The sequence below is a fragment of the Shewanella sp. Arc9-LZ genome, from assembly GCF_010092445.1.
GTDB lineage: Bacteria > Pseudomonadota > Gammaproteobacteria > Enterobacterales > Shewanellaceae > Shewanella.
This window is the reverse complement of the sequence record NZ_CP048031.1, coordinates 2,982,128-3,007,183: the sequence shown is the minus strand read 5'-3', so window position 1 is coordinate 3,007,183 and position 25,056 is coordinate 2,982,128. Positions and strand designations below refer to the sequence as shown.

Below are 25,056 nucleotides of genomic sequence, written 5' to 3'. Positions count from 1 at the left end.
ATTGTCTCTCCTCAACCTTTAACATGCTTTGAAGAAATTCATCACTTAACGTTAATTCGTCAAGTTAGAAAATCATGAGGCTGAGTGAAACACATATATAAAACGTTTTCACTTGCAGTGGCATACCTCTTTTTAGGTATTTAAATTCTTTTATTTTCAAGTAGATGCGCAACATAAGGGCGCAGGCTGCGCACTTTTGTTGCACAAATGTTGTTTTAAAATACCTAGGTATTTTCTATTTCTATTGTAAATCAGTAAGTTATTTTTTTGGCACATCTTTCGCAGTATTTCAATTATGTAATCGTTAATGTGAAAGGGTAGATGTATGTCAGCAATCCAATCTAGTTGTGCTTATTGTGGTGTCGGATGCGGCATTAGCGTGTCTTCAAATAAAGCGGATTGGACCGATATCGATGCTGTAGATTTAGAATTAGTCGGCGATAACATGCATCCGGCTAACTACGGTCATTTATGTGCCAAAGGCGAACGCTTACTCGACAGTTTAGCCCAACCGAATGTACTGCGTTACCCTAAACTACGATCTGGTATGCCACTTGATTGGGACCGTGCTAGCACCTTGATTGCCGATACATTTGCACAAACCATTGCTGAGCACGGCCCAGACTCTGTTGCGCTTTATCTATCAGGGCAATTACTCACTGAAGATTATTATGTAGCCAACAAGTTTGCCAAAGGCTTTTTAAAGACAGCCAACGTCGATACTAATTCACGGTTATGCATGTCGTCAGCGGTGAGTGCGATGCAACGCGCCTTTGGTGAAGATGTTGTACCTGGTTGTTACGACGACCTAGAGCAAGCTGATGTGATTGTGCTTGTAGGGGCCAATACTGCTTGGACTCATCCCGTTCTTTTTCAACGGATTTTAGCCGCAAAAAAAATCAATAATGCTCGTTTAGTGGTAATCGACCCGTTATCAACAGCCACAGCAAAACAAGCAGATTTACATTTAGCCATTAAGCCGGGCGTTGATTTAACATTATTTCATGGTTTACTCGGTTATTTAGCCGATCAAAATTGTGTCGACCATGCGTACATTGCCGCACACACAGAAGGCTTTGATACCGTGGTTTTGCAGGCGCAACAATTAAGTATTAATTTAGCCGATCTTGCCACACAAGTCGGTGTTTCAGTCACTCAGCTGACGCAATTCTATCAACTTGTAGCCAACAATAAAAAAGTACTTACGGCATCTTGTCAGGGGGTTAATCAGTCAACCATTGGCACCGATGCAACCAATGCGATGATTAATTGTCACCTCGCGTTAGGACACATCGGTCAAGCTGGTTGTGGATTCTTTTCGTTAACAGGGCAGCCCAATGCCATGGGCGGCCGTGAGGTCGGTGGGTTAGCCACTCAGTTAGCGTGTCATATGGGGTTTTCACAATCGGAGCAGCAGTTATTAGCTGATTTTTGGCAAGTTGACAGTGTTGCAGATCAAAAAGGTTTAGCAGCAGTTGAGATGTTTGATGCCCTTGCCGAAGGTAAAATCAAAGCGATTTGGATTATGGGCACCAATCCTGTGGTGTCTTTGCCCAACAGTGAAAAAATAGCACAAGCATTAGCCGATTGTCCTTTTGTGGTGGTGTCTGAAATCAGTCCTGATTCTGATACCGCCAAACTTGCTGATGTATTACTCCCAGCTCAAGGCTGGTCAGAAAAGTGCGGTACCGTCACTAATAGTGAGCGCACTATTACGCGTCAACGTGGCTTTATCACAGCCAAAGGCCAAGCTAAACCTGATTGGTGGGCGGTTAGCCAAGTCGCGAACAAAATGGGCTTTGATGGTTTTAATTTTGATGACAATGCCAGTGTATTTAGCGAGTTTGCAGCTTTATCCGCTATAGTTAAACAAGCTTTTCCGACTAAGGTGTTTGATCTCACTGGGCTAACAGATTTATCCAAAGCGCAATATGATGCACTAGCACCGACACAATGGCCCATTGCTTTGGCGACACAAATTGGTCAACAAAACGTGCGAGTTTTTAGCCAGGGAGAGTTTGCTACCGCGACGGGTAAAGCTCAGTTTGTTGCGCCTGCGGTTGTTAGTGTTCCGCAACAATCATTACCGAGTAACACCTTGTTATTAAACACTGGCCGCAGCCGAGATCAGTGGCATACCATGACTCGCACCGGACATATTGCTAGCTTACGAGCCAGTATTCCTGAGCCTGTCGTTCACCTGCATTCATCACAACTCAATGCATTCTCTTTAACCGAAGGTGGCTTGGTCCGCATTGAAGCTATTCAAAATCAAATTGAACAATACTCCACAGAGACCGCTACCCCCGACCTTTTTACCCACGCCTCATTCACGATGGCTCGCGCTGTTGTCGATGATGACATACCGACAAATATGGCTTTGATGTCAATGCATTGGTCTGCACAGTTTTCGCTGACAAAAGGCGTGAATCAAGCATTAGATGCTCGCGTCGACCCAATATCAAAACAACCTGGGTTTAAGTGTCAACCCGTGACATTAACCCCTGTTGAACTTGCGCTGCAAGGGGTGGTTTTTGGTCAACACGACTCTTCTGCTCACGGGCTATGTTGGCAAGTTGCACAAACGCTAGAGAACGGAGTGTGTCATCACATCGGTTTTACGGATACCGACGACGGCTTTGCGTATCAAGCGACGGTGCATTCACTTAAGTGGACTTTAACGGTAGATGGCCAGCCTTTATATATCCAATGCAATATGGATAAAGGATTACTTAAAGCATTAAAAGTCTTGTCTCATACTCAAGTCAATGTGGCCCTATATCAGATGAATGATTTTATTGGTAAGCCTGTCGATAAACAGTTAATTAAGCAGCTACATCAGCAAATAAAAGCCGGAAATAGTCCGTTAATCTGCGCTTGTACAGGGGTAACCGAAGCGAACATTAACGACGAAATCAATCAACAATTTAACGACCAAGTGATGAGTGACGGTTTAGCGAATATCAGTTTTGAGCAGGCGTTAGATAGCACCCAGTTATTACTCGGTTGCGGCCGTCAATGTGGCAGTTGTCATAGTGAAGTTAAACAGTGTGCCAAGCAAAGTTGGCAAGACGCCTTATCTTATTCCGGCATTGAAGATCAACAATCAGTAGCAGAGGACGTAGCCTAATGAATACCGTAGAAGCAATGATAAAAGGTCGTCAACCTATAAGTACTTTAGGACATGCGGCGAATGAATTACACGCGGGTGATGTGGCTATTGTCGGTGCGGGTTGTGGTCAATTAGAGTTAATGACGCTCAAGGCCGCTAGAATTGTTGCACAAGCTGAGGCGTTGGTGTTCGACAGTCTGGTCAGTAGTGACATTTTGACGTTAGTGACGCCAACTTGTCAGCGTCATTTTGTGGGTAAACGCTGTGGTCAGCAGAGTAAAAAGCAAGACGACATTAATGCCTTATTGCTGACATTAGCGCAGCAAGGATTAAAAGTGGTGCGATTAAAGGGCGGCGATCCGCATATTTTTGGTAGAGGTGCAGAAGAAGCACTTTACCTTGCACAAAATGGTATCCGTTCGCAATTTATTGCTGGTGTTACCGCGGCGTTAGGTTGTGCATCAAGTACCGGAATTCCATTAACGTATCGTGGTATGGCTCGCAGTGTTACGCTGATCACCGGCACCAAAATGACCGATGCCGATAATGCAAATGCACCTACGCAGTGGCAAGCATTATTAGCAGCGCAATCAACCTTGGTGTTTTATATGGGTAAAGAACAAGCGGCAAGCATTTCAATTGGATTACTCGATGCTCAAAGTGCCGCTAATCTGCCGGTAGCATTTGTTACCAATGGTGGAAGACCGAATCAAATTGTTACTTATGCCACAGTCGCTTCTATGGCCGATGCCGCGTTAACCATTAAAGACTCTGGGCCGACGTTAATCATCATTGGTGAAGTGGTGTCTGTTGGTCAACAGCTGAATGCTTTGCTTGCCGATATTGATGTCGCTGCAACACAAACCTCATTTGAATATGGGCGTGAGGCTTTATATGCCTAAAATTGGTGAGTTAACGCTGACATCCGTGGATGAGTTTGACTTTCGTTTGCTGATAAAAGCATTAGGTAAGGGCGAAAAAGGCTCACGTGCATTAACGTTTGATGAGGCATGTTTGCTGCTTGAAGGTTTTGCCAAAGGAAAAGTATCGCGTGTGCAAATGGCCAGTGCCATGATGCTCATGCGCGTGCGCGGTGAAACGACTGAAGAAATAGCAGGGATGGTGGCGGGCTTACGTCGCACTGTCGATAAAGGTTGGCATTCGCTGGCAGTAGATATCGATTGGCCAGTATATGCGGGCAAGCGCGAGCAGTTACCTTGGCTTCTACTCGTTGCTAAGTTATTAGCGAAACAAGGTGTTCGGGTGATGTTACACGGTGACAGCCAAGCGTTACCTCATCGCCGTCATGTTGAATCATGTTTAGCATCACTTAATATTGCGTGTTGTACATCATCACAAATGGCCAAAGTGGCATTACAGTCAGATAATATTGTTTATGTCCGAGCGGGTGACTTAGCACCAGTGTTAGATGAGTGTCGTCAATTACATCAAGAATTAGGTCTACGCAGTTTGATTCAAACCGCAGCGCGTTGCATGAACCCAACTAATGCACCAATAAGCCTTCGCAGTTATTTTCACCCTGGGTTAGATGCGGTACACCAAGGAATATGCGAAATTTTATTTGAGAAAAGCGAATATCACGCCGGCAGTGTGGCTATTTTTAAAGGCTTACAAGGTGAAACCGAGTGTAATCCAAGAGTGGCTACCACGATAACTGTCGTCAACGGACAGACAGATAATATAGCGGTATCGAGCTTATCTATCCCTACGTTATTAGAAGGCTTTTCTGGTGCAAAAGTGGGTCAAGCTGAATTATCTAGCGACATTCTTGCGCTGTTATGGCGCGAAAAAGAGCCTTTTTCTGCTGATGCGCTGACATCATTAATGTCGCGCACCATGATTGAGCAGGCGCTTAGCAGTATGACGGCAACGTTGGCTGCAGTATTGTTATTACTTAACCACAAATTAAATACAGCGATTATTCCACAGGAATCAATTTCACCAGAATCAATTTCACAAAAATCAAATTCACAGAAGATTATGGCAGCGGAGCAAGCCGTTTACTTGAGTCAACAATGTTGGGCAAACCGCTTCAGTTCAACAGACAATCCATTAGCCAAATGGCTGAACGAGGAGTGGTTATGCGCAGTTTAATTTTTTGTGACCTGAGTTTTTCAGCTGTGCCAGTGGTCGATTGTGAAGTTGTAAAGTACCAAGCTTGTTTGGCAGCGTTTGGACATGTCACGGTGTTAACTTCTGTGAGCCAAATTGAGCAACGATTACATCAACAAACATTTGATACCTTGTTGATATTAACCGACACATTGCACGCTCAAATCCAAGGACTTATTCAGCGTACATTAACCAGTAAGCCAATGGTGATAGTTGTCAATGCCAAAACATGGCAGCAGACAGCATTAACCGAGTTACTTGATTGCGGTCGCATCACTTTTATTCCTGAGATGTTAAGTGTTAATCGTTTAACCAGTGTCATTAGTTTGGCCCAAGCACGTTTTAATGCTGCGAGTAAAACACTCGCCGAATTTAAGAAACTGGATGATGAAATCCGCAGTATAAAACTACTTAGTCAGGCCAAGCTTATCGTTATGCAGCAAGGGTTCGATGAAACCAAAGCGCACCAGATTATTCAACAACAAGCGATGCAAAAAGGTTTGTCATTAGCTCAAATGTCAGCGCAAATTATTGCTATTGTGACTCAGCATCATGGTAAGTCAAAATCACTAAACACCGCAGTGAACAACGATGGTGCGCCTCACTTTGGTGCGGTTGTGACCAAGATGGACAACAGTAGAGCGTTTAGTAAAGGCTGTTGATTTTTTAAGGCTAATAAATCAATAGTTTAAGTCTTTTTTGTAGTTGGCATAGAGCCTGCAAACAATACATATAATGAATAAAGTATCAGATTGACGATAGTGTGAATGGCAGCAATTAACGGGGTCGTTTACCTCAACAATTTATTTTAAAAATTTGGATCTCAACAGGCAATGGCGCCAACTCCTTAAGCGGAGTTGGCGCCATTTTGCTTTTTACGGTCCAAGGCATGAAGGAGTTGGATATGGCAGTCTCAAAACCCAAGTTAGTGGTCGTTGGTAATGGCATGGTTGGTCATCATTTTATTGAGCAAGTGTGCAGTTTAGGTCTCAATAAAACGTTTGATGTGCACGTGTTTGGTGAAGAGCCGCGTCCAGCTTATGACCGAGTGCAGCTGTCAAAATATTTCGAGACCGGTAGCGCCGATCCACTGATGTTAACCAGCGCGCAAGATTATCAAGATTGGGGCATTACGCTTCACTTAAACACACCTATTACGGCAATTGATATTGCCGCCAAAACGGTGACTAGCGCGCAAGGTGATCATTATTCTTATACCCGCTTAGTGCTTGCAACGGGATCATTTCCATTTGTGCCACCGATACAAGGTAACGATCGTGCTCAATGCTTAGTGTATCGCACCATTGAAGATCTTGAATCGATTCAGGCCGCAGCTCAAAACAGTCAAGTTGGGGTGGTTGTTGGTGGTGGACTATTAGGTTTAGAAGCCGCCAATGCCATGATGCAGCTCGGGGTAAAAACCCACGTTGTTGAGTTTGCACCACAATTGATGCCCGTTCAGCTAAATGATAAAGCGGGTGAATTACTGTGCAGTAAAATTGAACAGCTCGGCGTGAGTGTACATACTTCAAAAGCCACCACTGCGATTATTGACGGTGAAACGGCAATGCACCGAATGACCTTTAATGATGAGTCTTATCTTGAAACTGACATGATTGTGTTTTCTGCCGGTATTCGTCCACAAGATTCATTAGCTCGAGTTTCAAATATCTGTATCGGTGAACGTGGCGGCATTGAAATTGACGATTACTGTTTAACCTCAGCGCCCGATGTTTATGCCATCGGTGAGTGTGCGTTATGGCAACAAAAAATATTTGGTTTAGTTGCACCTGGTTACCAAATGGCCCGAGTGGTCGCTTCGCATATTGCTTCATTAACATCTAATAGCGTGTCGCAGTCATTTACCGGCGCAGACATGAGTACCAAACTTAAATTATTGGGTGTTGATGTGGCCGCTATTGGTGCTAGCCGTGGTTTTGATAACGCACAGTTTGTTGAGTTATCTGATAACCAAGCGGGTATTTATAAAAAATTATGGTTAGACGAAACCGGTAAATTTTTAAAAGGTGCAGTGCTGATTGGTGATAACAGCGATTACAGCCGCTTGCTTGATAGCTATTTGTCTCAAGACGAGATTGAAGGTTCCGCAGTTGAGTTATTGCTAGCCGGTGCAGAAAACGAAGCCGATTTAAAAGACACTTCTATAGTGTGTTCTTGTCATCAAGTAACCAAGGGCGACATTGTTGGGGCCGTGACCGCTGGCAACCATAAAATCGCCGAGATTAAAGCATGTACCCGTGCGGTATCGGGTTGTGGTGGTTGTGCGCCGTTAGTTCAAAAAATTATTGATCAAACCTTACAAGCTGCAGGACTCGATTTTAATGCCGGAATTTGCGCCCATTTTGATCATGACCGACAAGCCTTGTATCACTTATGCCAAGTCGAAGGCATTAATGATTTTAATACCTTAATCACTCAGCATGGAAAACCTTCAGCTAGTGGTCATACATATGGCTGTGATATTTGTAAACCTGCCGCCGCGTCCATATTTGCTAGCTTACAAAACCAATATGTGTTGAATCAAGATAGCAGTCATGTGCAACTGCAAGACACCAATGATGCTTACTTAGGCAACATCCAAAAAAACGGCACTTACTCTATTGTGCCGCGAGTCGCTGGTGGTGAAATTACCCCAACTAAGCTGATAGCCATGGGCCAAATTGCCCAAGAATATGACCTCTATACCAAAATAACCGGTGGCCAACGTATTGATATGTTTGGCGCAACGTTATCGCAGCTACCCGAAATTTGGAAAAAACTCATTGATGCTGGTTTTGAAACAGGCCATGCCTACGGTAAATCATTGCGCACGGTAAAATCCTGTGTTGGCAGCACTTGGTGTCGTTACGGGGTGCAAGACGCCGTTGGTTTCGCGATTGATTTAGAAAACCGTTACAAGGGCTTACGCAGTCCACATAAATTAAAATTTGCTGTGTCTGGATGTACTCGTGAATGTGCTGAAGCACAAAGCAAAGATATTGGCATTATCGCAACCGACAAAGGTTGGAACTTGTATGTTGCTGGCAATGGCGGTATGCGCCCCCGTCATGGTGATTTGTTTGCCACTGATTTATCCACTGAAGATCTCTATAAATATATCGATCGCATTTTGATGTTCTATGTCAAAACTGCAGACAAATTACAACGAACCTCGACTTGGATGGATTCATTAGAAGGTGGTCTAGCGTATTTAAAATCAGTTGTTATTGACGATGCGTTGGGGATTAACTCGACCTTAGAGCAGCAAATGGACCATATTGCCGCGACATACCAATGTGAGTGGAAAACCAGCCTTGAACAACCGGCCTTTTTGGCGCGCTTTAATGAGTTTGTTAATCCAAGTGATGCGCCAGAAGCAGATACCAGTGCTTACCAACGAATTCGTGAGCAGCGTTTCCCGAGTATTAAAGACGCAGGGGCAGGAACGATAGCTATTAACGATATTACAGACGATGCAGCACAACTCGCTGTGGAGGAATTAGCATGATTTGGGTCAATGTGTGTAGCGAAGCAAGCATGCCAAAAGGCACCGGAATAGCGGCTTGGGTTGCAGGACGTGCGGTTGCCATTTTCAATTTAGGGGATGACGGTTTATTTGCCCTTGATAATGTAGATCCTGCCAGTGGTGTGAGTTTATTGTCCCGAGGACTTATTTGTGAAATCGATGGTGAGCTTTGTGTTGCTTCGCCGCTTTATAAACAACATTACCGCTTGGATAGTGGACGTTGTATTGAAAATGTTGATTTAGTGGTTAAACCATTCGAAATTAAAACTGAACAAGGCAATGTTTTTGTCTTGGCTCAGTCATAAAGGGGTGCAATATGAGTGCTGAAAAATTTAATATTTTCTGTTTCCACGGCAAGATGAAAATCATGCATTTAAGTTGGATGGCGTTTTTTATCACCTTTGTTGTGTGGTTTAACGCAGCGCCACTTGTTAGCGTGATCGCCGACAGTTTAGGGCTGACTAAATCACAAATTAAGACCTTGTTGATCCTCAATGTGGCATTAACAATCCCGGCGCGGATTATCATTGGTATGGTAACCGACAAATATGGTCCAAGGATCACCTATTCTGCCTTATTGGGTATCTGTTCAATCCCTTGTTTTATGTTTGCGGTAGCCGACACTTTTGAGCAGTTAGCCTTAGCCCGATTTCTGATTGGCTTTATTGGTGCTGGTTTTGTGGTTGGTATCCGTATGGTGAGTGAATGGTTTCCGGCAAAAGAGTTAGGTACAGCAGAAGGCATTTATGGCGGATGGGGTAACTTTGGTTCAGCTGCAGCAGCCTTTACGTTACCTGCCGTTGCACTTGCTTTTGGTGGCCCAGACGGATGGCGTTATGCCATTGGCATTACCGGCTTAATGAGTTTGTTGTTTGCATTTGTTTATTACTTCAATGTGACCGATACCCCAAAAGGTTCGACTTACTTTAAGCCCAAAAAGGGCGGCGGCTTAGAAGTGACCAGTAAAAGTGACTATGTGTTACTGATCATTATGAAGGTGCCAATGTATGCCACGCTAGCGCTGTTAGGTTGGAAACTGTCTCCAGCAGGTGTGAGTATGTTTACTCAAGATGCAACCTACCTTATTTATCTTGGGTTGGTGGTGGTGTTCTTGTTCGATTTTTACCAAACATACCAAGTGAATAAACATTTGTTTTCAATGGAAGTACCTGAGTTTGAACGCTATCAATTTAAGCAAGTTGCTGTATTGAATGTGCTGTATTTCACTACATTTGGCTCTGAGCTTGCCGTGGTATCGATGTTGCCACTCTTTTTTGCAGAAACGTTCGAGCTTGGCATGGCACAAGCGGGTATGTTGGCATCAAGCTATGCCTTTATGAATTTAATGTCTCGTCCTGGCGGTGGCTGGTTAAGTGATAAGTTTGGTCGTAAAACCACCCTGTTAATATTAACTGCAGGGTTAGCGATTGGTTATTTGTCGGTAGCACAAATCGACTCGTCATGGTCATTACCTTTGGCTGTCGCAGTCGTTATGGCATGTTCATTCTTTGTTCAAGGTGGCGAAGGGGCTGTGTTTGCTGCTGTGCCGCTGATTAAGCGTCGCTTAACAGGGCAAATAGCGGGTATGACAGGGGCTTATGGTAACGTCGGTGCAGTGTTTTTCTTAACCGTATATTCTATCGTATCCACTCAAATTTTCTTTTATGTGATTGCGATAAGTGCCGTATTTGGTTTTGTGACATTATTTTTTATGAAAGAACCCAAAGGTCATATTGCTGAAGTAAACGATCAAGGCGAAGTCACTTTAATCAGCGTAAGTTAGTGCTCGAGTAAAGTAGCCAGAGCAACATTGTGCCATAAAACTCAAATTGTTTATGTTTAAGCAATTTGAGTTTTTATATTGATAAAACAGCTTAATCTTAGAGTGAGAGGTTTTATGGCTTCAGAGTCATTAGAACAAACGATGGATAGTGTAGATGCCATGCTTCCTTTTGCTGCAACTTTGCAGCTTGTTGTAGGCCAAGCTTCTGAAAAAGGACGTAAACTGCAAAATGAAGATGCCATAGGTATTCGTATTCCTTCAGTGATACCACTTACGTCGAAAGGTGTTGTTAGTGTTATCAGTGATGGTGTCAGTACCGCTGAAGGTGGGGCTCATGCGTCTGCCATTAGTGTCAGTAATTTTCTTGCGGATTATTATTCGACCCCAGAAACTTGGAGTGTGCAAACATCGAGTACCAAAGTATTAACAGCATTAAACCGTTGGCTGTATGGATTGGGGCAAGACTATCGCGATGCCAGACGCGGCTTTGTATGTACCTTTAGTGCATTGGTATTTAAGTCTTGTTCAGTGCACATGTTGCATGTGGGCGATTCACGTATTTATCGTTTTCGCCGAGGCGAATTACTGCAATTAACTCATGATCACAGTACTAATATTAACTCATCAAACCAATATCTTACTCGTGCATTGGGGATGGATGTTAAATTAGATGTTGACTATAAAAGCTTGTCAGTTGAAGTTGACGACCTCTATTTACTGACAACGGATGGAGTTCATGACGTACTCACTGAATTTGAAATACACCGAAAGTTGACGGCTCTTTGTCAGCAACATCCAACGCTTAGCGATGATTTGTGTGAACAATTCTGCTTAGCGTTGAATAAAAAGGCTTTCGACTTAGGCAGTAAAGATAATCTCAGTGCGCAGTTATTAAGTGTCAGACAATTACCTAAACAGGCTATCGATGATGTGTACCAAAGCTTGTCGCGTCAACCATTCCCCCCCCCACTTAGCGTTGGAATGAAGCTTGATGGATATCAGGTAACTCATATACTTCATCAATCACAACGCAGCCAAGTGTATAGAGTCGTCAATGGGCAAAACCAAGTCTTTTGCATGAAAACACCTTCCGTCAATTACATAGATGATGCCGCTTACATAGAGCGCTTTATGTTAGAGAGCTGGGTAGGGCAGCGCATTAGCAGTGCTCATGTCGTTAAGGTTGTAGAGCAACATAACATAAAGTCCGCTTTGTATTATGTCACCGAGTTTTTATCGGGGATAAGCTTAGGTGAATGGTTAACTCAACATAAAAAGGCCCCAGTAGAAGAGGTGTTACTGTTGCTAAAACAAATCGAATTAGGGATAAGAGCATTTCACCGTCGCGAAACGCTGCATCAAGATTTAAAACCAGATAATATTTTTATCACCCGAGATGGCGTGGTTAAAATCATCGATTTTGGTTCTTGTTATATCAAAGGCGTAGCAGAAATTAGTAGTCCGTTAACTCGAGATCGTATTTTGGGTACGGCTGATTACACTGCCCCTGAAGTTATACTGGGTTATAAGGCCGATGGTCGTGCCGATTTATTTTCGCTTGCAGTGATTGCTTTTGAGATGTTGGCTGGGCAATTGCCTTTTAAAGGCAAACTCGAGAAATGCCGAACGCGGCAGGATTACCAACGTTTAGAATATATTAGTGTACATAAATTAAACCCAATGGTGCCAGAGTGGATTGACGTAGCATTAAAAAAAGCACTCAATGTTGAACCTAATTTACGCCAAGCGGATACCTGTGAATTAATTCATCAATTAACCACTGCCAAAGCGAATCACACAGTAAATGATTATGTGCCCATTATAACTCGCAACCCAGTACGTTTTTGGCAAGTGATTTCAATCGTGTTGTTTATATGTTTAGTGGCTTCTTTGCTGAATAATTGATTATGAGGAGCTTTCTCAAATATATATTACTTAAAATATACAGACTATAAATATTTTCTGTTTATTATCAATAATTTATTTTTTTAATTAGTAACTTATTAGTAATATCTACTTTTGAATTTTTTTCATCATCTTACTCTTTCAAAATACATACTTTAAGGGGAACTCTAATTTTTTTATTATTTGTATATATTTAATTTCTTGTTCTTTGGGAGAATCGGCTCTTCCTATAATTCTCATATTAATGTCTCACTAATTTATAGCTAGCTTAGAATTGCATATTTAAAAATATAAATATAAATCATCATCTTATATGTTTGTGTAGTAATAAAGTAGGGGGCTGAAATTAATATAACCTATAGGTCTATGTTGGTTTAATACTCGAGGATGATTCAAATACCATTTGACAGCGCCATAATATTGACACTATCAATAGAAACGTTATTAAGCCGATTGAATGTTATGGCGCGAAATAACCAAGGGGCAGGGAGCATGATCTTGAACAAGCGTACTCATAAACTTCGCTTTAATGTAAGAACTGGAATTCTTGCTTTTTTATTATGTCTAATATCTTTTTCTAGCTTAGGACAACAAGATCTAAGCGACATAGATGAGCTCAATATTGGCATTAATAATAGAGCTAATGTGAGTCAAAATGGTGATGAGTTATCAATCAACGTAAATCAAAATGGATTCAATAATCGCTTCAATTCCATTCAATTAGGCAATAACAATCAAATATCTTCCACTCAACAAGGCATTCTCAATGGTGCTGCTGTACTCCAGACTGGAAGTGATATTGAAGCCAATATTTACCAATCAGGGTTTAATAACCAAGTGATTGCAAGTCAGGTTGGTTTCAATTTATTGATGGACGTTAGCCAAATTGGAATTAGTAACTTAGCTATCATTAATCAGACTGGTAATGATAATACCATTCGGATCCAACAATACGGTTTTGGAAATGCTGTCGGTGTCACTCAATGGGGGACAACACAGAATGTGAACGTAACTCAAAGGAATTAATCTATTCAATAAAATGAAGGGAATACAAAGATGAAATATTCTAAATTAGCTTTATTAATATCTGCTGTTTTATTAACTTCAGTAAGTGCGTATGCAAGTAACAACGAAGCCGATGTTAGTCAAGAAGGAGATCTAAATACTGCAGTGGTTGTTCAACAAAATAATAGTGTTGCTAATGACGCAACTATTGTCCAAATTGGAGATAGTAATCTCTCAACGATTTCACAAGCTGAAACGTCAAATTCAAAAGCTATATCCTATCAAGAGGGGGATGGAAATACCTCTTTGATTGATCAACATAATGCAACAAGCACAGCTAATGCATCTGTTGAATCTATTGGTAATGATAACCAAGCAAATGTCGTACAGGAATTTTTTAACGGTGAGAATGCTCAAGCAACTGTTAACCAAAATGGCAATGGAAACATAGCAACCGTCACTCAAAATGACGGTGACGGTGCACAGTCTTCGATTAATCAAACCGGAAGTGAAGATACCGCCGAAATTTATAATCATTGGTCAGATTTTGCTGATGCAACCATTAATCAATCTGGAAACTCTAACAATAATGCTTATATTCAGCAGGAATCATCAGATGCTGCTAGTGCCACATTAACTCAAACTGGTTCAAATAATATTGGTGATATATTACAAAACACTCAAAATTATGGTGGAGCAACCAGTGACGATACCGTTGCAATATTAGAGCAGGAAGGTAATGACAACATTGGTTTAGTTGAGCAAGTTGGTTTGTCTAACATGGCAAATGTATATCAAAATGGTGAATCTCATGATGCACATGTGACTCAAAGTGGCGGTAATCATGAAGCTCAAGTTAACCAATACGGTTTGAATCAAACCGCAACGGTAATGCAAATGGACTTTGATCATGTTGCAATCGTCAATCAGTCAAATGAAGGCAACACTGCAACAGTGACTCAAAGTGCGTTAACTCTTGGGAATGGTAACGGTAATTCAGGTTCTGGTAACAATGCTACTGTTGACCAAGAAGGTATGGGTGATACCGCTACGATTGCGCAAGCGGGTTTCTCAAACGAAGCAATAGTGTTCCAAGGGGAGTTCAGTTATGACAACACGATTGCGATTAACCAATCAGGTCATCATAACTATGCGGGTGCATCAACTGACTCTGGTGGATTCAGTACCGTTACAGTGAATCAAACTGGCCATCATAATGAAGTTAATAGCCGACCAAATGGTAGTAATTTTTATGGTGAAGGGATCGGTGCTGGTTCATGGGGTACGGATAACGTTGTTACCGTTGATCAGAATGGCCATCATAACAAAGCCTATGCCGATGCGGCTGATGTTTCAACAATCATTGATATAGATCAGACTGGTCATCATAACGAGGCCTATGCTGAATCTTGGTGGGGTGATACTAACGAAATTGTTATTAGTCAAACAGATGCTATGAACTTCGCAGATGTATACGTTGAAGGGCTAGGTAACAATACTGTTCATGTTACTCAAGCGGATATGCATAATTCAGCGATCGCTACCAGCACGGGTTATAGTAACACAGTGACGATAACTCAAGGTTTGTAGTACATAAGTATAATAAAGGGTGTGTAAGCACCCTTTTGACTAATTGTTAAATGATAAAAGCCTTGCTAATCTTGTTTCACATTGATGCAAATTCTGTTTAAAGAGCATCTAGTTCATCTTCACATGGAGTGTAAATGATGTTTAAAGTCGTAAATTGGATGATTGTTTCTCGGTCACAGTTATTGATCGATTTACTTGATTGCCGCTGGCCACAAGAGTTTTTAATCAAATTGACTAAAGCTCAGCCCAATGGAATGGCAAAAATGTTAGCAAGTGAGCCTATTTCAGTTGTTGTATTTGACTTGTCGACTATTGATTTACAACAAACTTACCAATTACAACGCCTCATTGAGCGCGAATATTGCGCGATTCACACAGTGTTTTTAAATTTTCCTAAGCAGCTTGATACTAAATTTTTAATTCATCCTTCAACAACAATAGGTGTATTTTATTCTGATGCTAATTTAGCGGAAATAAGCCAAGGTTTGAATGAAATACTCAAAGGTCGAAGTGTTATGCCGCAAGGCTTGCAACGTTCAATATTAAACGATGAGCATGACGATGACAGTGAACAACTGACCATTCGTGAACGTGAGGTATTACAAACGTTATTGTCTGGTAGTACTAATCTCGATATCGCTAATCAACTATTTGTCAGTGAATCTACCATTAAAACGCATCTCTATCGTGCGTTTCGAAAAATTGGTGTGTCTAGTCGTGGTCAAGCCATTGCTTGGGCACAAACTCACATGCATGAGGTGAGAGTGTGAAATATCCATCAGTGATACTCATTTACTTGATTGCGAGTCAGGCAGTTTTATTAAGTGACGCTACCGCTGATGATCGTAAAGATGTTGACGTTAATGTTCCAGAATTTACAAAAGCTAACATTGCCCCCACCACAGATGAAGTTATTCCAGAATCTTCCGCTTCCAAAGCTCAAGAGAATTTATTGCATTCAACTGAACCTGTAGTGAGTGTCAGTGATGCAAAACCTAAGCGTGAAGCTGATTTAATTGATGGGTTAATCTTAAATAGAGCCATGACAAGATTTGGCCACCGTTTTTATCGAGAATTTGTTAGCGCTTATCGTGATATCAATGGCATGAGCAACCATTCGGGGCTCACTGTTGTAGAGCAAGCCACAGCAAGAAGTGGTAGTAAAATTTTAGTGTTGCATAATCGAAAGCCGGTTTTTGTGACGTTTTTATCCCCAGCATCGCGAAATATTGATGCACAAGCGAACATGGCAGCAAAGCGGGTCAATGCTTCCTTGTTGCAATATCAACAACAGGCAAAATGGGCGGCATTTTCAGACCCCGATCTTGCTCCTGATGAGTTTTAGCAGGGAATGCATATGAAAAAATTATTACTAATCTTATCAATAACATCATTTAGTTTTCCCTTAGCCGCGACGCAACTGGTATATACCCCAGTTAACCCTGCGTTTGGGGGCAGTTACCTTAATGGTAGTTATTTATTGGCAAATGCGTCAGCGCAAAATGAACATCAAGGTGGCTCCTCCTATGTAGCTCCTACAGCGCTGGACAGGCTTGCTAGTTCATTACAGTCACGCTTAATGAGTCAACTGTTTAATGATGCGGCAAATGGTGGTGAAGGTTATTTAAAAACCGATGACTTTGAGATAAATGTGGTCAATGAAGATGGATCGTTACTGGTTCACATTACTGACTTATTAACCGGCGAGACGACCATCATCGAAGTTGGTGGTATTGTCGGCGCATCAACAGGGGGCTAATCATGAAAAGACTACTGCTTAGCTTATTTATTCTATCTTTGAGCGCGTGTTCTTCGATAAAAAGTGAATTCGACGGTATTGAAGCAACCACAAGTTTAATGCCAAAGGGCGAGACATATTATGATTTAGTCAGTTTGCCATCCCCCCAAGGAAGTATGGTGGCAGCAGTGTATGATTTTCGTGATCAAACGGGTCAATACAAGCCGATACCTTCGAGTAACTTTTCAACTGCAGTACCTCAGTCTGGAACGGCTTTCTTAGCTCAGGCGCTCAATGATTCTGCTTGGTTTGTGCCTGTTGAGCGTGAAGGGTTACAAAATTTACTGACAGAACGAAAAATTGTTCGTGCAGGACTCAATGGTGATGCCAGTAAGTTGCCACAATTAAACAGTGCCCAAATTTTAATGGAAGGTGGCATAGTGGCTTACGACACCAATATTAAAACCGGTGGCGCAGGCGCTCGTTATTTGGGAATCGGCGTATCGGGTCAATACCGTGTCGATAGCATCACGGTTAATTTACGTGCGGTCGACATCCGTACAGGTCGATTATTAAGCAGTGTGACAACCACTAAGGCCGTTATTTCAAAAGAAATTACTGCTGGCGTATTTAAATTTATTGATGCGCAAGAATTATTAGAGTCTGAGGCGGGTTATACCTCAAACGAACCAGTGAGTTTATGTATTGCAGCTGCTATTGAAAGTGCGGTCGTACATATGATTGCCGACGGTATTTGGAAACGAGCTTGGAATTTACTTGATCCTGTATCAGGAGTAAAAAACCCAACATTACAAAAATACTGGTTAGAAGCACATACTGAAAATCAAGTATTAGAACGGATTAAGCAGAGCTAGTCATATTGGTACATTTGTATAGTAATAGAGAAGATTTATAAAAAAGGATATCAAATTGATATCCTTTTTTAATTCAAATTTTCGATTAATATTGATGGTACTCAGTAAATCAATTTTCAAACTTGATAATCGTTTCTTAGTCTTAACCAAGCCACAATTGTGTTTTAGTCGCATCAATGATGCTAAGCGAAATCGTGTCTAAAGCCGCTTCACTGATCGTTAATGTTCCTTGCATCAATTCATCACGTCTAAACCAATGCAAAGTGATTTGTTCGCCAAGGGTTCGACTTTGCAGTTGCTGTTCAAATTGACTGGTTACTTGCAAGTGGTCTGCTGCAATCAATAAATCACCCGCACTTAATCCCGCTTGATGTGCTGGACTGTGTTGGCTAACCGTTAGAATTTTTAACCCTAATGATTCCGCTTTTGTTTTTGCGCCAAAACCAATGTTATAACCTGTAGCTCCAGCACCACCCAAATCAGTTACACCTTCACAGGTCCGTAAACTCATATTCACGCCCACTTGAGCCAGTAATTCTTTTAGTGGCAAATCGTCTGTGTTGTCGAGATAAGTAAAGATATCGTCACAAGGGCGATTTAATAGCGCTTCAACAATCTGTTGATGGCTTGACGATTCAGTACCTACACCTGTTAAACCATATTGTTGCCAAAGTGTACGCATAACATCATCAAGGCTGTATTTACCTTGGGTTTCAATACGGATAGTTAAGTCTACATACAAGGCAAATAGTGCGCCTTTAGTGTAATAGCTGACAATTGCATTAGCGGCATTTTCATCTTGCTTATAAAACTTAGTCCAAGCATTAAAACTTGATTGCTTTAAGGTTTGTTTAAAGCGACCTTCGCCTCGGTATACTCGAGTCATAATTTGACTGAGTAAAGTAAGGTAACCTTTCTCATCAATACACTGAGATTTAAAGGTAATTAAATCATCATAATATGACGTGATACCTTCGTACGCCCACAATTGAGAAGTATAAGACTCTTGTGATAAATCAAATGGCGTAAACTCAGCAGGTTTAATCCGTTTAACGTTCCATGAGTGGAAATATTCATGGCTACACAGTGATAAATAAGTGCGATAACCTTTATCTACTGGCGCATCGAGTGACAAAGGTAAGTCGTTGCGAGAGCACATTAACGCTGTAGATGCTTTATGTTCTAAACCGCCAAAACCATTGTCCAAAACGGTGGTCATGAACACATAACGCTTAAAGGGTGCTGGAGTGCCAAACAAATTGATTTGATATTCGCAAATCGCTTGTAAATCTTTGGCTAATCGAGCCATATTTGCCCTGTGTTTGCCACTGAGTACGATATCGTGTGGCACACCAGCAGCGAAAAAGGTTTCGACGGTCAGTTCACCCATTTCAACGGGATGGTCAATTAAGTCATCGTAGTTTTCAGCGCTAAAATCACCAAAGCTAAATTGTTCACCTGATGCTCTAGTCATGCTGGTGGCTAGCGTCCAATGAGCTAATTCTGCAAGTGCAGGTTTAGCCATGGTGACGGTATGTGGTTGAGACTCAAGACCATTAGCCGCTAGAAACACGCTACTGCCATTAAAAAAGCCATGATTAGTATCAAGGTGTGCAGTGCGAACAGACAAATCCCATGCATAAATTTGATAACACAGAGTGATATCACTGCCTTGGTTATTCAATTGCCATGTTTGTTTATCTAATTGAGTGACTGCAAGCGATTGTAGATTCTCTTTGGCATCAATTTCAATGATATTTTTGGCAAAATCGCGGATCATGTAGCTGCCAGGTAACCATGCTGGTAATGAAAAAATCTGAGATGGATTGGCGTTTTTTAGCGTAAAGGTCACTTCAAATAAATGAGCTTTTGGGTCGACCGCATGAATATGATAATGCATAAAGAATTCCGAATGAGTGGCAAGTCGCAATCAAAACGATTGAGCTATAATAACCAATGCTGCCAAAATTGACTCACTTAAGCAAACGAATCCCATTTTAGGCAAAATATTACCCATAAAAAGCGTTTTTACTGGAGTGATAGTTCAAAGAGTTGATAGTATTATCAATAGCATCAATGCAGTTATCTAATGAGGGCATCCAAATGGCCGAAGAAACCATATTTAGCAAAATTATCCGCCGTGAAATTCCAGCGGATATTTTATACCAAGATGAATTAGTCACCGCATTTCGGGATATTGCTCCGCAAGCTCCTACGCATATTCTGATTATTCCCAATCATTTAATCGCGACAGCAAATGATGTTAAAGCGTCTGATGAATTAGCATTAGGGCGGATGATAACAGTAGCGGCCAAACTTGCCGATGAAGCCGGTATTGCTGAAGATGGATATCGCTTAATCATGAATTGCAATAAGCATGGTGGTCAAGAGGTGTACCATATTCATATGCATCTTTTAGGGGGTAAACCATTAGGCCCAATGCTGAGTCGTGGATAATGAAAATTAACAGTGATTTTTTCCCGTTAACTGAAGTTGCCACCCGTTTTGTCAACCAGTTAGCTCAGTGCCGTCGTTTAGGGCTTTCAGTGCAAGAAGCCAGTGAGCATCATGTGTTAATTGAGTTACCTTACAGTCAAGATATTATTGGTTACCCCGACACCGGAGTCATTCATGGTGGGGTGATCACAACCTTGATAGATACCGCTTGTGGCACAGCCGTGGTATGCGCCATTTTGAAGAAGTACCAATCGTTAGAGTTGTCTCCAACATTGGATTTACGTGTCGACTACATGAAACCCGCAGAGCCTCATAAGTCGGTTTATGCCTTTGCTGAATGCTATCGTTTATCGTCAAGCGTTGCTTTTACCCGTGCGATAGCATATCAAGACAGTATTGATGAACCTATCGCTCACGCGGTGGGTTCTTTTATGCGAATTAGTCCAGAAATGGTCGGCGAAGAGTTTCGTCAAGTGTTAATGGGGAATTTACCGGGGGCGAAATCATGAGTGAACCAACCCAAATAGAGACACAAAAGGGTTTAGATGTTCAAGATGTGGTTAAACGTGCCATTGAACTGAATGATTATAGTTACCTACTTGAGAAAGTACCTTACTCACAATTTATTGGCATGTCAGTGGCCCGTTTTGGTGATGAAATGGTATTTAGACTGCCGGCTAAAGATGACAACATTGGTAATCCGATTTTACCTGCAATACATGGCGGAGTGATTGCTGGGTTTATGGAAATGTCGGCAATTGTGCAACTAATGGTATTTATGCAAGCCAAGAAAGTACCTAAAATTGTTGATTTCTCAATTGACTATTTACGCGCAGGTTTACATCAAGATACCTTTGCAGAATGTAAAATTACTCGCCAAGGCCGCCGTGTGGCTAACGTCAGTATGAACTGTTGGCAAACCAACCGTAAACAATTGATAGCCACTGCCAGAGCACATTTTTTGATAGATTAAGTCAACGCTTTACATTAACAGCAAATAAGGAGATAGCATGAAAATAACGTCAATATTTGTGTTCGCATTAGCATTGTTGCTTAGCGCCTGTGCGCATAACACGGCAGGTATTTCGGTAGACTCAAGCGGGCAGGTTAGAGTCGATAGCAGCTCTTTTGCCAGTGATGTCAATGTTGTGGATATTTCATCTGTCATGGTTGCTGACTTAATCAAAGCATCGGCGCTAATTCAAAGCAAATCGAGCACTGACCTACGTCTACAATATAAATTCACTTGGTACGATGCTAGCGGATTTACAGTTGAGGATGAAGCAAGCAGTTGGAAGTCGGTTAAATTACATGGTAAACAGCAGTTGCAAGTGGGTGCGGTAGCGCCCAATACACAAGCTATTCGATTTGAGATTTATGTGCGCGAAGCTTTCTCAAATTAAGCCACGCTACAGAGAACTTGAAGAGACATGATTACTGAGATTTAATATAAAGTTAATCAATTATATTTTTGCGTTATCAAATTGTATCGCTGCTCGTGTATTCATGGTGAAGTTAGTTTATAATCGTGATCGCCAAGGGGTGTTCAGTAAAACCTGAACTGAGATGTCTGTATGACGAACCCTTAGAACCTGATCCGGCTTATACCGGCGTAGGAATGGGCCACACTATTTATGTGCACCTCTTATTCGCTACTCTTGCCGGATCTCAAAATCACTATTTGAGGTCCTATGTTCACGAAAAACTCTACTAGGTTACACCAAACACCAATTGCCTTAGCGGTAATGGTGGCATTAAGCTCGCCTGTGGTTATGGCTAAAACGGCCGATGTTGAAAATGTCACTCCCGAATATGAAAAAATGGAAGTGATTGTTGTTAATGCTGATTTTAGTAATATCAGCCTTGATAAAATGCCGTCAAGCGTGACGGTTATTGATGCCCAGCAATTAGAAGACGAAGGGGCGCAACATTTTGAAGATGTGCTCAATTCTATTGCCAACTTTAACTGGTCTGGTGGCAGTTCTCGTCCAAAATATTTCCAAATTCGTGGTGTCGGTGAACAAGAACAATATCAAGGTGCACCTAACTCATCGGTTGGCTTTGTGGTCGACGACATCGACCTATCAGGCCTTGGCATGGTGTCGAGTATGTACGACATGCAGCAAGTTGAAGTCTTGCGCGGTCCACAAGGTACTCAATATGGTGCTAATGCACTAGCTGGATTAATTTACTTAAAAAGTAATGACCCTACCGAATCATTTGAACATGGCGCAAAAGTCAGTTTAGGTGATGACAATCTTCGTACTCTTTCTGGTTTTAGCTCTGGTCCACTCAATGACTCAGGTAAATTGCTCTACCGTGTATCACTAGAACAGCACAATCAAAATGGTTACCGTGACAACCTTTATCTTAACCGTGATGATACCAATGAACGTGATGAGTTAACGGCTAGGGCTAAGTTCCGTTGGTACGCTACTGACGATCTTCAAGTTGATTTAACCTTATTGCATGCCAATTTTGATAATGGTTACGATGTGTGGACATTAGATAATAATCGCAGTAATACCTTAACTGACCAACCCGGTGTTGATACACAAAAAACGACTGGAGCAGGGGTTAAGTTCATATACACGGGTATGCAAGCATTTGACTTCACATCATTAACATCATTTGCGCAAACTGATCATCATAATGGATATGATGGTGATTGGGCCAATTCGGATTATTGGGCGAGTAAAGCATGTACTGTGTATGACGACGCAGGAGCGGCCTCAGGTACTGAACCTTGTGTTTATGATTACACCTGGGACAAAAAGGGCGATCGTAAAACCTTTACCCAAGAGTTCCGTTTATCATCCAAAGATGCAGGACGCATCTTCGCCGGTAGTACCGACTGGTTATTGGGTGTATACGCGATGAATTTGAAAGAAGATAACGACTTATACTCGGAATACAACACCTGGCCAGATGAAGTGTTGCAGTCAAACTATGAGGCGACAAACTATGCCATATTTGGTCAATTAGACAGCCATTTAGGTGATGATTACTTATTGTCGACTGGGTTGCGTTTCGAGCGCCGCGATAGTGATTATAGTGACAGCAATAAAGATGACTTTGCCCCATCAGAAGATATGTGGGGCGGCCATATTGCGTTGTCAAAAGCCATTAATGCTAATCACAATGCTTATGCTCGTGTCGCCCGCGGTTATAAGGCGGGTGGTTTTAATATGACACTGCCTGCTGAATTGTCTGACAAGAAACAGTTCGACACTGAGATTTTATATAATTATGAAGTTGGCTTAAAATCGAGCTGGCTTGATGGAGAAGTGGATTCTACCTTGGCGCTATTTTATATGGACCGCCAAGACCAACAAGTTGCCGCCTCTTTACAAGACCCAGATAGCCCGCAGCGTTTTATTCTATTTACCGAAAATGCTGGCAGTTCAAGTAACTATGGCGCGGAACTCGATGCAAAATGGTATTTAACAGAAAATATTGAGTTCTACGGTAGTTTCGGTTGGTTGGAAACTGAATATGGCCAATATCAATACAGTGACAAATACGGTTCAACCGTCGATTTATCTGGGCGCGACTTAGCGCATTCACCTAAATTTACTTACAGTGCTGGTATGACTTATGTTGCTGATTCTGGTTGGTTTGCAAACGTGAATGCCAGTGGTAAAAGCCAGTTTTATTATTCTGACAGCAATGAATCTCAGTCAGAAGCCTATACCATTTATAACGCCCGTTTAGGCTATGAAACGCCAACATGGTCGGCATATTTATGGGGCCGCAATTTGTTTGATGAACAATATGGTGTGCGAGGCTTTTACTTTGGCAACGAACCAGATCAAGATTGGGTCGATAAACAATATATTCGTTACGGTGATCCGCGCCAAATGGGTGTGACATTAGAAGTTCAATTTATGTAATGACATAAAATCGCTGTAGCCTTTGTTGCAGCGATTTTTATTAAGGAATAGAAATGAAGTTAACTGCAGAAATCAGTATGTATCCGTTCAATGAAAACTATCTCGATCCTATCCAATGGTTTATCGGCAGAGTGGATAGTTATGACAATATTCAACGAGTGACTAACGCGATGGCAACCCAAGTCTGTGGCGAGTATGCTGATGTAATGTCGATGCTAGCCGTTGAAATGCAAGCCGCACATCAAAAGTGGGGCAAAGCTGTTTTTGTGTGTAAATTTATCGGTGGTGAGCTCAACCTAGCTCATAGCGAATAACCACAATGAATGATCTATTTATAACGCTACAACAAGCCTTTAGTGAAGCGTCATTAATGACGTTTTGGGAGGCTGTTGCCGTTATGCTAGCGCTTGCTTACTTAATTCTTGCTATGCGGACTAACATCTGGTGTTGGTCGGCAGCATTTATTAGTACCGCCATTTACACTGTACTATTTTGGAATGTATCGTTATTGATGGAGTCAGTCCTTAATATTTATTATATGGGGATGGCGGTATATGGTTATTGGTTGTGGTTGCACGTGCCACCTTCTCAGCAAAGCAATTTGCACAATTCTGAGCTGCATAATGGTACTCAGCACAACATAGATACCAATCACCTTAATATTACCAGTTGGTCTTGGAGTACTCACGCTCGGCTTATCGGCGCGACATCATTAGTGTCTATGCTGGTGGGATATTTAATGGCTCATTACACGTCGGCCGCATTTCCCTATATCGATGCGGCAACCACTTGTTTTGCTATCGTTACAACCTATCTAGTAGCGAAAAAAGTGCTAGAAAATTGGCTCTATTGGGTCGTCATTGATTTTGTGTCTATTTACCTTTACTTCCAAAAAGGCTTAATGCTGACATCGGGTTTGTTTGTTTTATACGTCGCAATGGCAGTTGGCGGATACATGATGTGGCGTAAGAAATATCGTCATCATATAATAACGCAACACAATACGAGTCAAGAGGTGGTTGGTGCATAACCAACCATA

Annotated in this window: 22 protein-coding genes and 1 riboswitch; of the genes, 21 read left to right on the top strand and 1 reads right to left on the bottom strand. The window is 41.8% G+C overall.

The features are described 5' to 3' along the window. Window positions 1-325 precede the first annotated feature (325 nt). The 14 genes from GUY17_RS12850 (at window position 326) to GUY17_RS12785 (ending at window position 17,667) form a co-directional block, all read left to right on the top strand. Window positions 326-3,130 carry a molybdopterin-dependent oxidoreductase gene (locus GUY17_RS12850; RefSeq protein WP_162023379.1) on the top strand — a complete coding sequence of 935 codons (2,805 nt, stop codon included), beginning with the start codon at window positions 326-328 and terminating at the stop codon, window positions 3,128-3,130. After that, on the top strand, window positions 3,130-4,014 hold the full coding sequence (gene cobA, locus GUY17_RS12845) for a uroporphyrinogen-III C-methyltransferase (protein WP_162023378.1): 885 nt from the start codon (window positions 3,130-3,132) through the stop codon (window positions 4,012-4,014). The genes GUY17_RS12850 and cobA overlap by 1 nt, the downstream gene beginning before the upstream one ends. Beyond that, window positions 4,007-5,227: a glycosyl transferase gene (locus GUY17_RS12840; protein ID WP_162023377.1), complete on the top strand. Its 1,221-nt coding sequence runs from the start codon at window positions 4,007-4,009 to the stop codon at window positions 5,225-5,227. The genes cobA and GUY17_RS12840 overlap by 8 nt, the downstream gene beginning before the upstream one ends. Further along, a complete protein-coding gene (locus GUY17_RS12835) occupies window positions 5,215-5,907 on the top strand; it encodes an ANTAR domain-containing response regulator (protein ID WP_162023376.1) in 693 nt (230 codons plus the stop codon). The genes GUY17_RS12840 and GUY17_RS12835 overlap by 13 nt, the downstream gene beginning before the upstream one ends. 242 nt (window positions 5,908-6,149) lie before the next feature. Next, complete coding sequence (gene nirB, locus GUY17_RS12830; protein ID WP_162023375.1) at window positions 6,150-8,753, top strand: nitrite reductase large subunit NirB; 2,604 nt, start codon at window positions 6,150-6,152, stop codon at window positions 8,751-8,753. Beyond that, the gene (gene nirD, locus GUY17_RS12825; RefSeq protein ID WP_101086822.1) at window positions 8,750-9,076 is read left to right on the top strand and encodes a nitrite reductase small subunit NirD; all 327 of its coding nucleotides are present in this window, start codon (window positions 8,750-8,752) and stop codon (window positions 9,074-9,076) included. Before nirB ends, nirD begins: the two co-directional genes overlap by 4 nt. Before the next feature lie 11 nt (window positions 9,077-9,087). After that, window positions 9,088-10,554 carry a NarK family nitrate/nitrite MFS transporter gene (locus GUY17_RS12820; protein ID WP_101086823.1) on the top strand — a complete coding sequence of 489 codons (1,467 nt, stop codon included), beginning with the start codon at window positions 9,088-9,090 and terminating at the stop codon, window positions 10,552-10,554. Between the two features lie 114 nt (window positions 10,555-10,668). Next, window positions 10,669-12,459 carry a bifunctional protein-serine/threonine kinase/phosphatase gene (locus GUY17_RS12815; RefSeq protein ID WP_254439820.1) on the top strand — a complete coding sequence of 597 codons (1,791 nt, stop codon included), beginning with the start codon at window positions 10,669-10,671 and terminating at the stop codon, window positions 12,457-12,459. Between the two features lie 498 nt (window positions 12,460-12,957). Next, window positions 12,958-13,485, top strand: coding sequence for a curlin (locus GUY17_RS12810; protein WP_162023374.1), 528 nt, complete (start codon window positions 12,958-12,960; stop codon window positions 13,483-13,485). Between the two features lie 30 nt (window positions 13,486-13,515). Then, window positions 13,516-15,054 carry a curlin gene (locus GUY17_RS12805; protein WP_162023373.1) on the top strand — a complete coding sequence of 513 codons (1,539 nt, stop codon included), beginning with the start codon at window positions 13,516-13,518 and terminating at the stop codon, window positions 15,052-15,054. A 137-nt stretch (window positions 15,055-15,191) separates the two neighbouring features. After that, entirely contained in the window at window positions 15,192-15,824 is a 633-nt protein-coding gene (locus GUY17_RS12800; protein WP_101087213.1) for a response regulator transcription factor, read from the top strand. Next, window positions 15,821-16,399, top strand: coding sequence for a curli production assembly/transport protein CsgE (locus GUY17_RS21220; protein WP_254439819.1), 579 nt, complete (start codon window positions 15,821-15,823; stop codon window positions 16,397-16,399). The genes GUY17_RS12800 and GUY17_RS21220 overlap by 4 nt, the downstream gene beginning before the upstream one ends. A 12-nt stretch (window positions 16,400-16,411) precedes the next feature. After that, window positions 16,412-16,813: a curli assembly protein CsgF gene (locus GUY17_RS12790; RefSeq protein WP_123776865.1), complete on the top strand. Its 402-nt coding sequence runs from the start codon at window positions 16,412-16,414 to the stop codon at window positions 16,811-16,813. Window positions 16,814-16,815: 2 nt separating this feature from the next. Then, on the top strand, window positions 16,816-17,667 hold the full coding sequence (locus GUY17_RS12785) for a CsgG/HfaB family protein (RefSeq protein WP_162023372.1): 852 nt from the start codon (window positions 16,816-16,818) through the stop codon (window positions 17,665-17,667). Window positions 17,668-17,809: 142 nt separating this feature from the next. On the opposite strand, the gene GUY17_RS12780 is transcribed toward GUY17_RS12785, so the two are convergent. Further along, a complete protein-coding gene (locus tag GUY17_RS12780; protein ID WP_162023371.1) occupies window positions 17,810-19,567 on the bottom strand; it encodes a M61 family metallopeptidase in 1,758 nt (585 codons plus the stop codon). Between the two features lie 203 nt (window positions 19,568-19,770). On the opposite strand from GUY17_RS12780, the gene hinT reads away from it, so the two are divergent. From hinT to pnuC, 7 genes are all read left to right on the top strand, one after another. Further along, window positions 19,771-20,124, top strand: coding sequence for a purine nucleoside phosphoramidase (hinT, locus tag GUY17_RS12775; RefSeq protein WP_162023370.1), 354 nt, complete (start codon window positions 19,771-19,773; stop codon window positions 20,122-20,124). Then, window positions 20,124-20,633, top strand: coding sequence for a PaaI family thioesterase (locus GUY17_RS12770; protein ID WP_101086829.1), 510 nt, complete (start codon window positions 20,124-20,126; stop codon window positions 20,631-20,633). Before hinT ends, GUY17_RS12770 begins: the two co-directional genes overlap by 1 nt. After that, the gene (locus tag GUY17_RS12765; RefSeq protein ID WP_101086830.1) at window positions 20,630-21,097 is read left to right on the top strand and encodes a PaaI family thioesterase; all 468 of its coding nucleotides are present in this window, start codon (window positions 20,630-20,632) and stop codon (window positions 21,095-21,097) included. Before GUY17_RS12770 ends, GUY17_RS12765 begins: the two co-directional genes overlap by 4 nt. A 37-nt stretch (window positions 21,098-21,134) precedes the next feature. Then, window positions 21,135-21,527 carry a YcfL family protein gene (locus GUY17_RS12760; RefSeq protein ID WP_101086831.1) on the top strand — a complete coding sequence of 131 codons (393 nt, stop codon included), beginning with the start codon at window positions 21,135-21,137 and terminating at the stop codon, window positions 21,525-21,527. Window positions 21,528-21,652: 125 nt separating this feature from the next. After that, window positions 21,653-21,760: riboswitch (TPP riboswitch) on the top strand. 55 nt (window positions 21,761-21,815) lie between these two features. Next, entirely contained in the window at window positions 21,816-24,017 is a 2,202-nt protein-coding gene (locus GUY17_RS12755; protein WP_162023369.1) for a TonB-dependent receptor, read from the top strand. A 53-nt stretch (window positions 24,018-24,070) separates the two neighbouring features. Then, window positions 24,071-24,331: a hypothetical protein gene (locus GUY17_RS12750; RefSeq protein WP_101086833.1), complete on the top strand. Its 261-nt coding sequence runs from the start codon at window positions 24,071-24,073 to the stop codon at window positions 24,329-24,331. A gap of 5 nt (window positions 24,332-24,336) precedes the next feature. Beyond that, window positions 24,337-25,047: a nicotinamide riboside transporter PnuC gene (gene pnuC, locus GUY17_RS12745; protein WP_162023368.1), complete on the top strand. Its 711-nt coding sequence runs from the start codon at window positions 24,337-24,339 to the stop codon at window positions 25,045-25,047. Window positions 25,048-25,056: the final 9 nt, after the last annotated feature.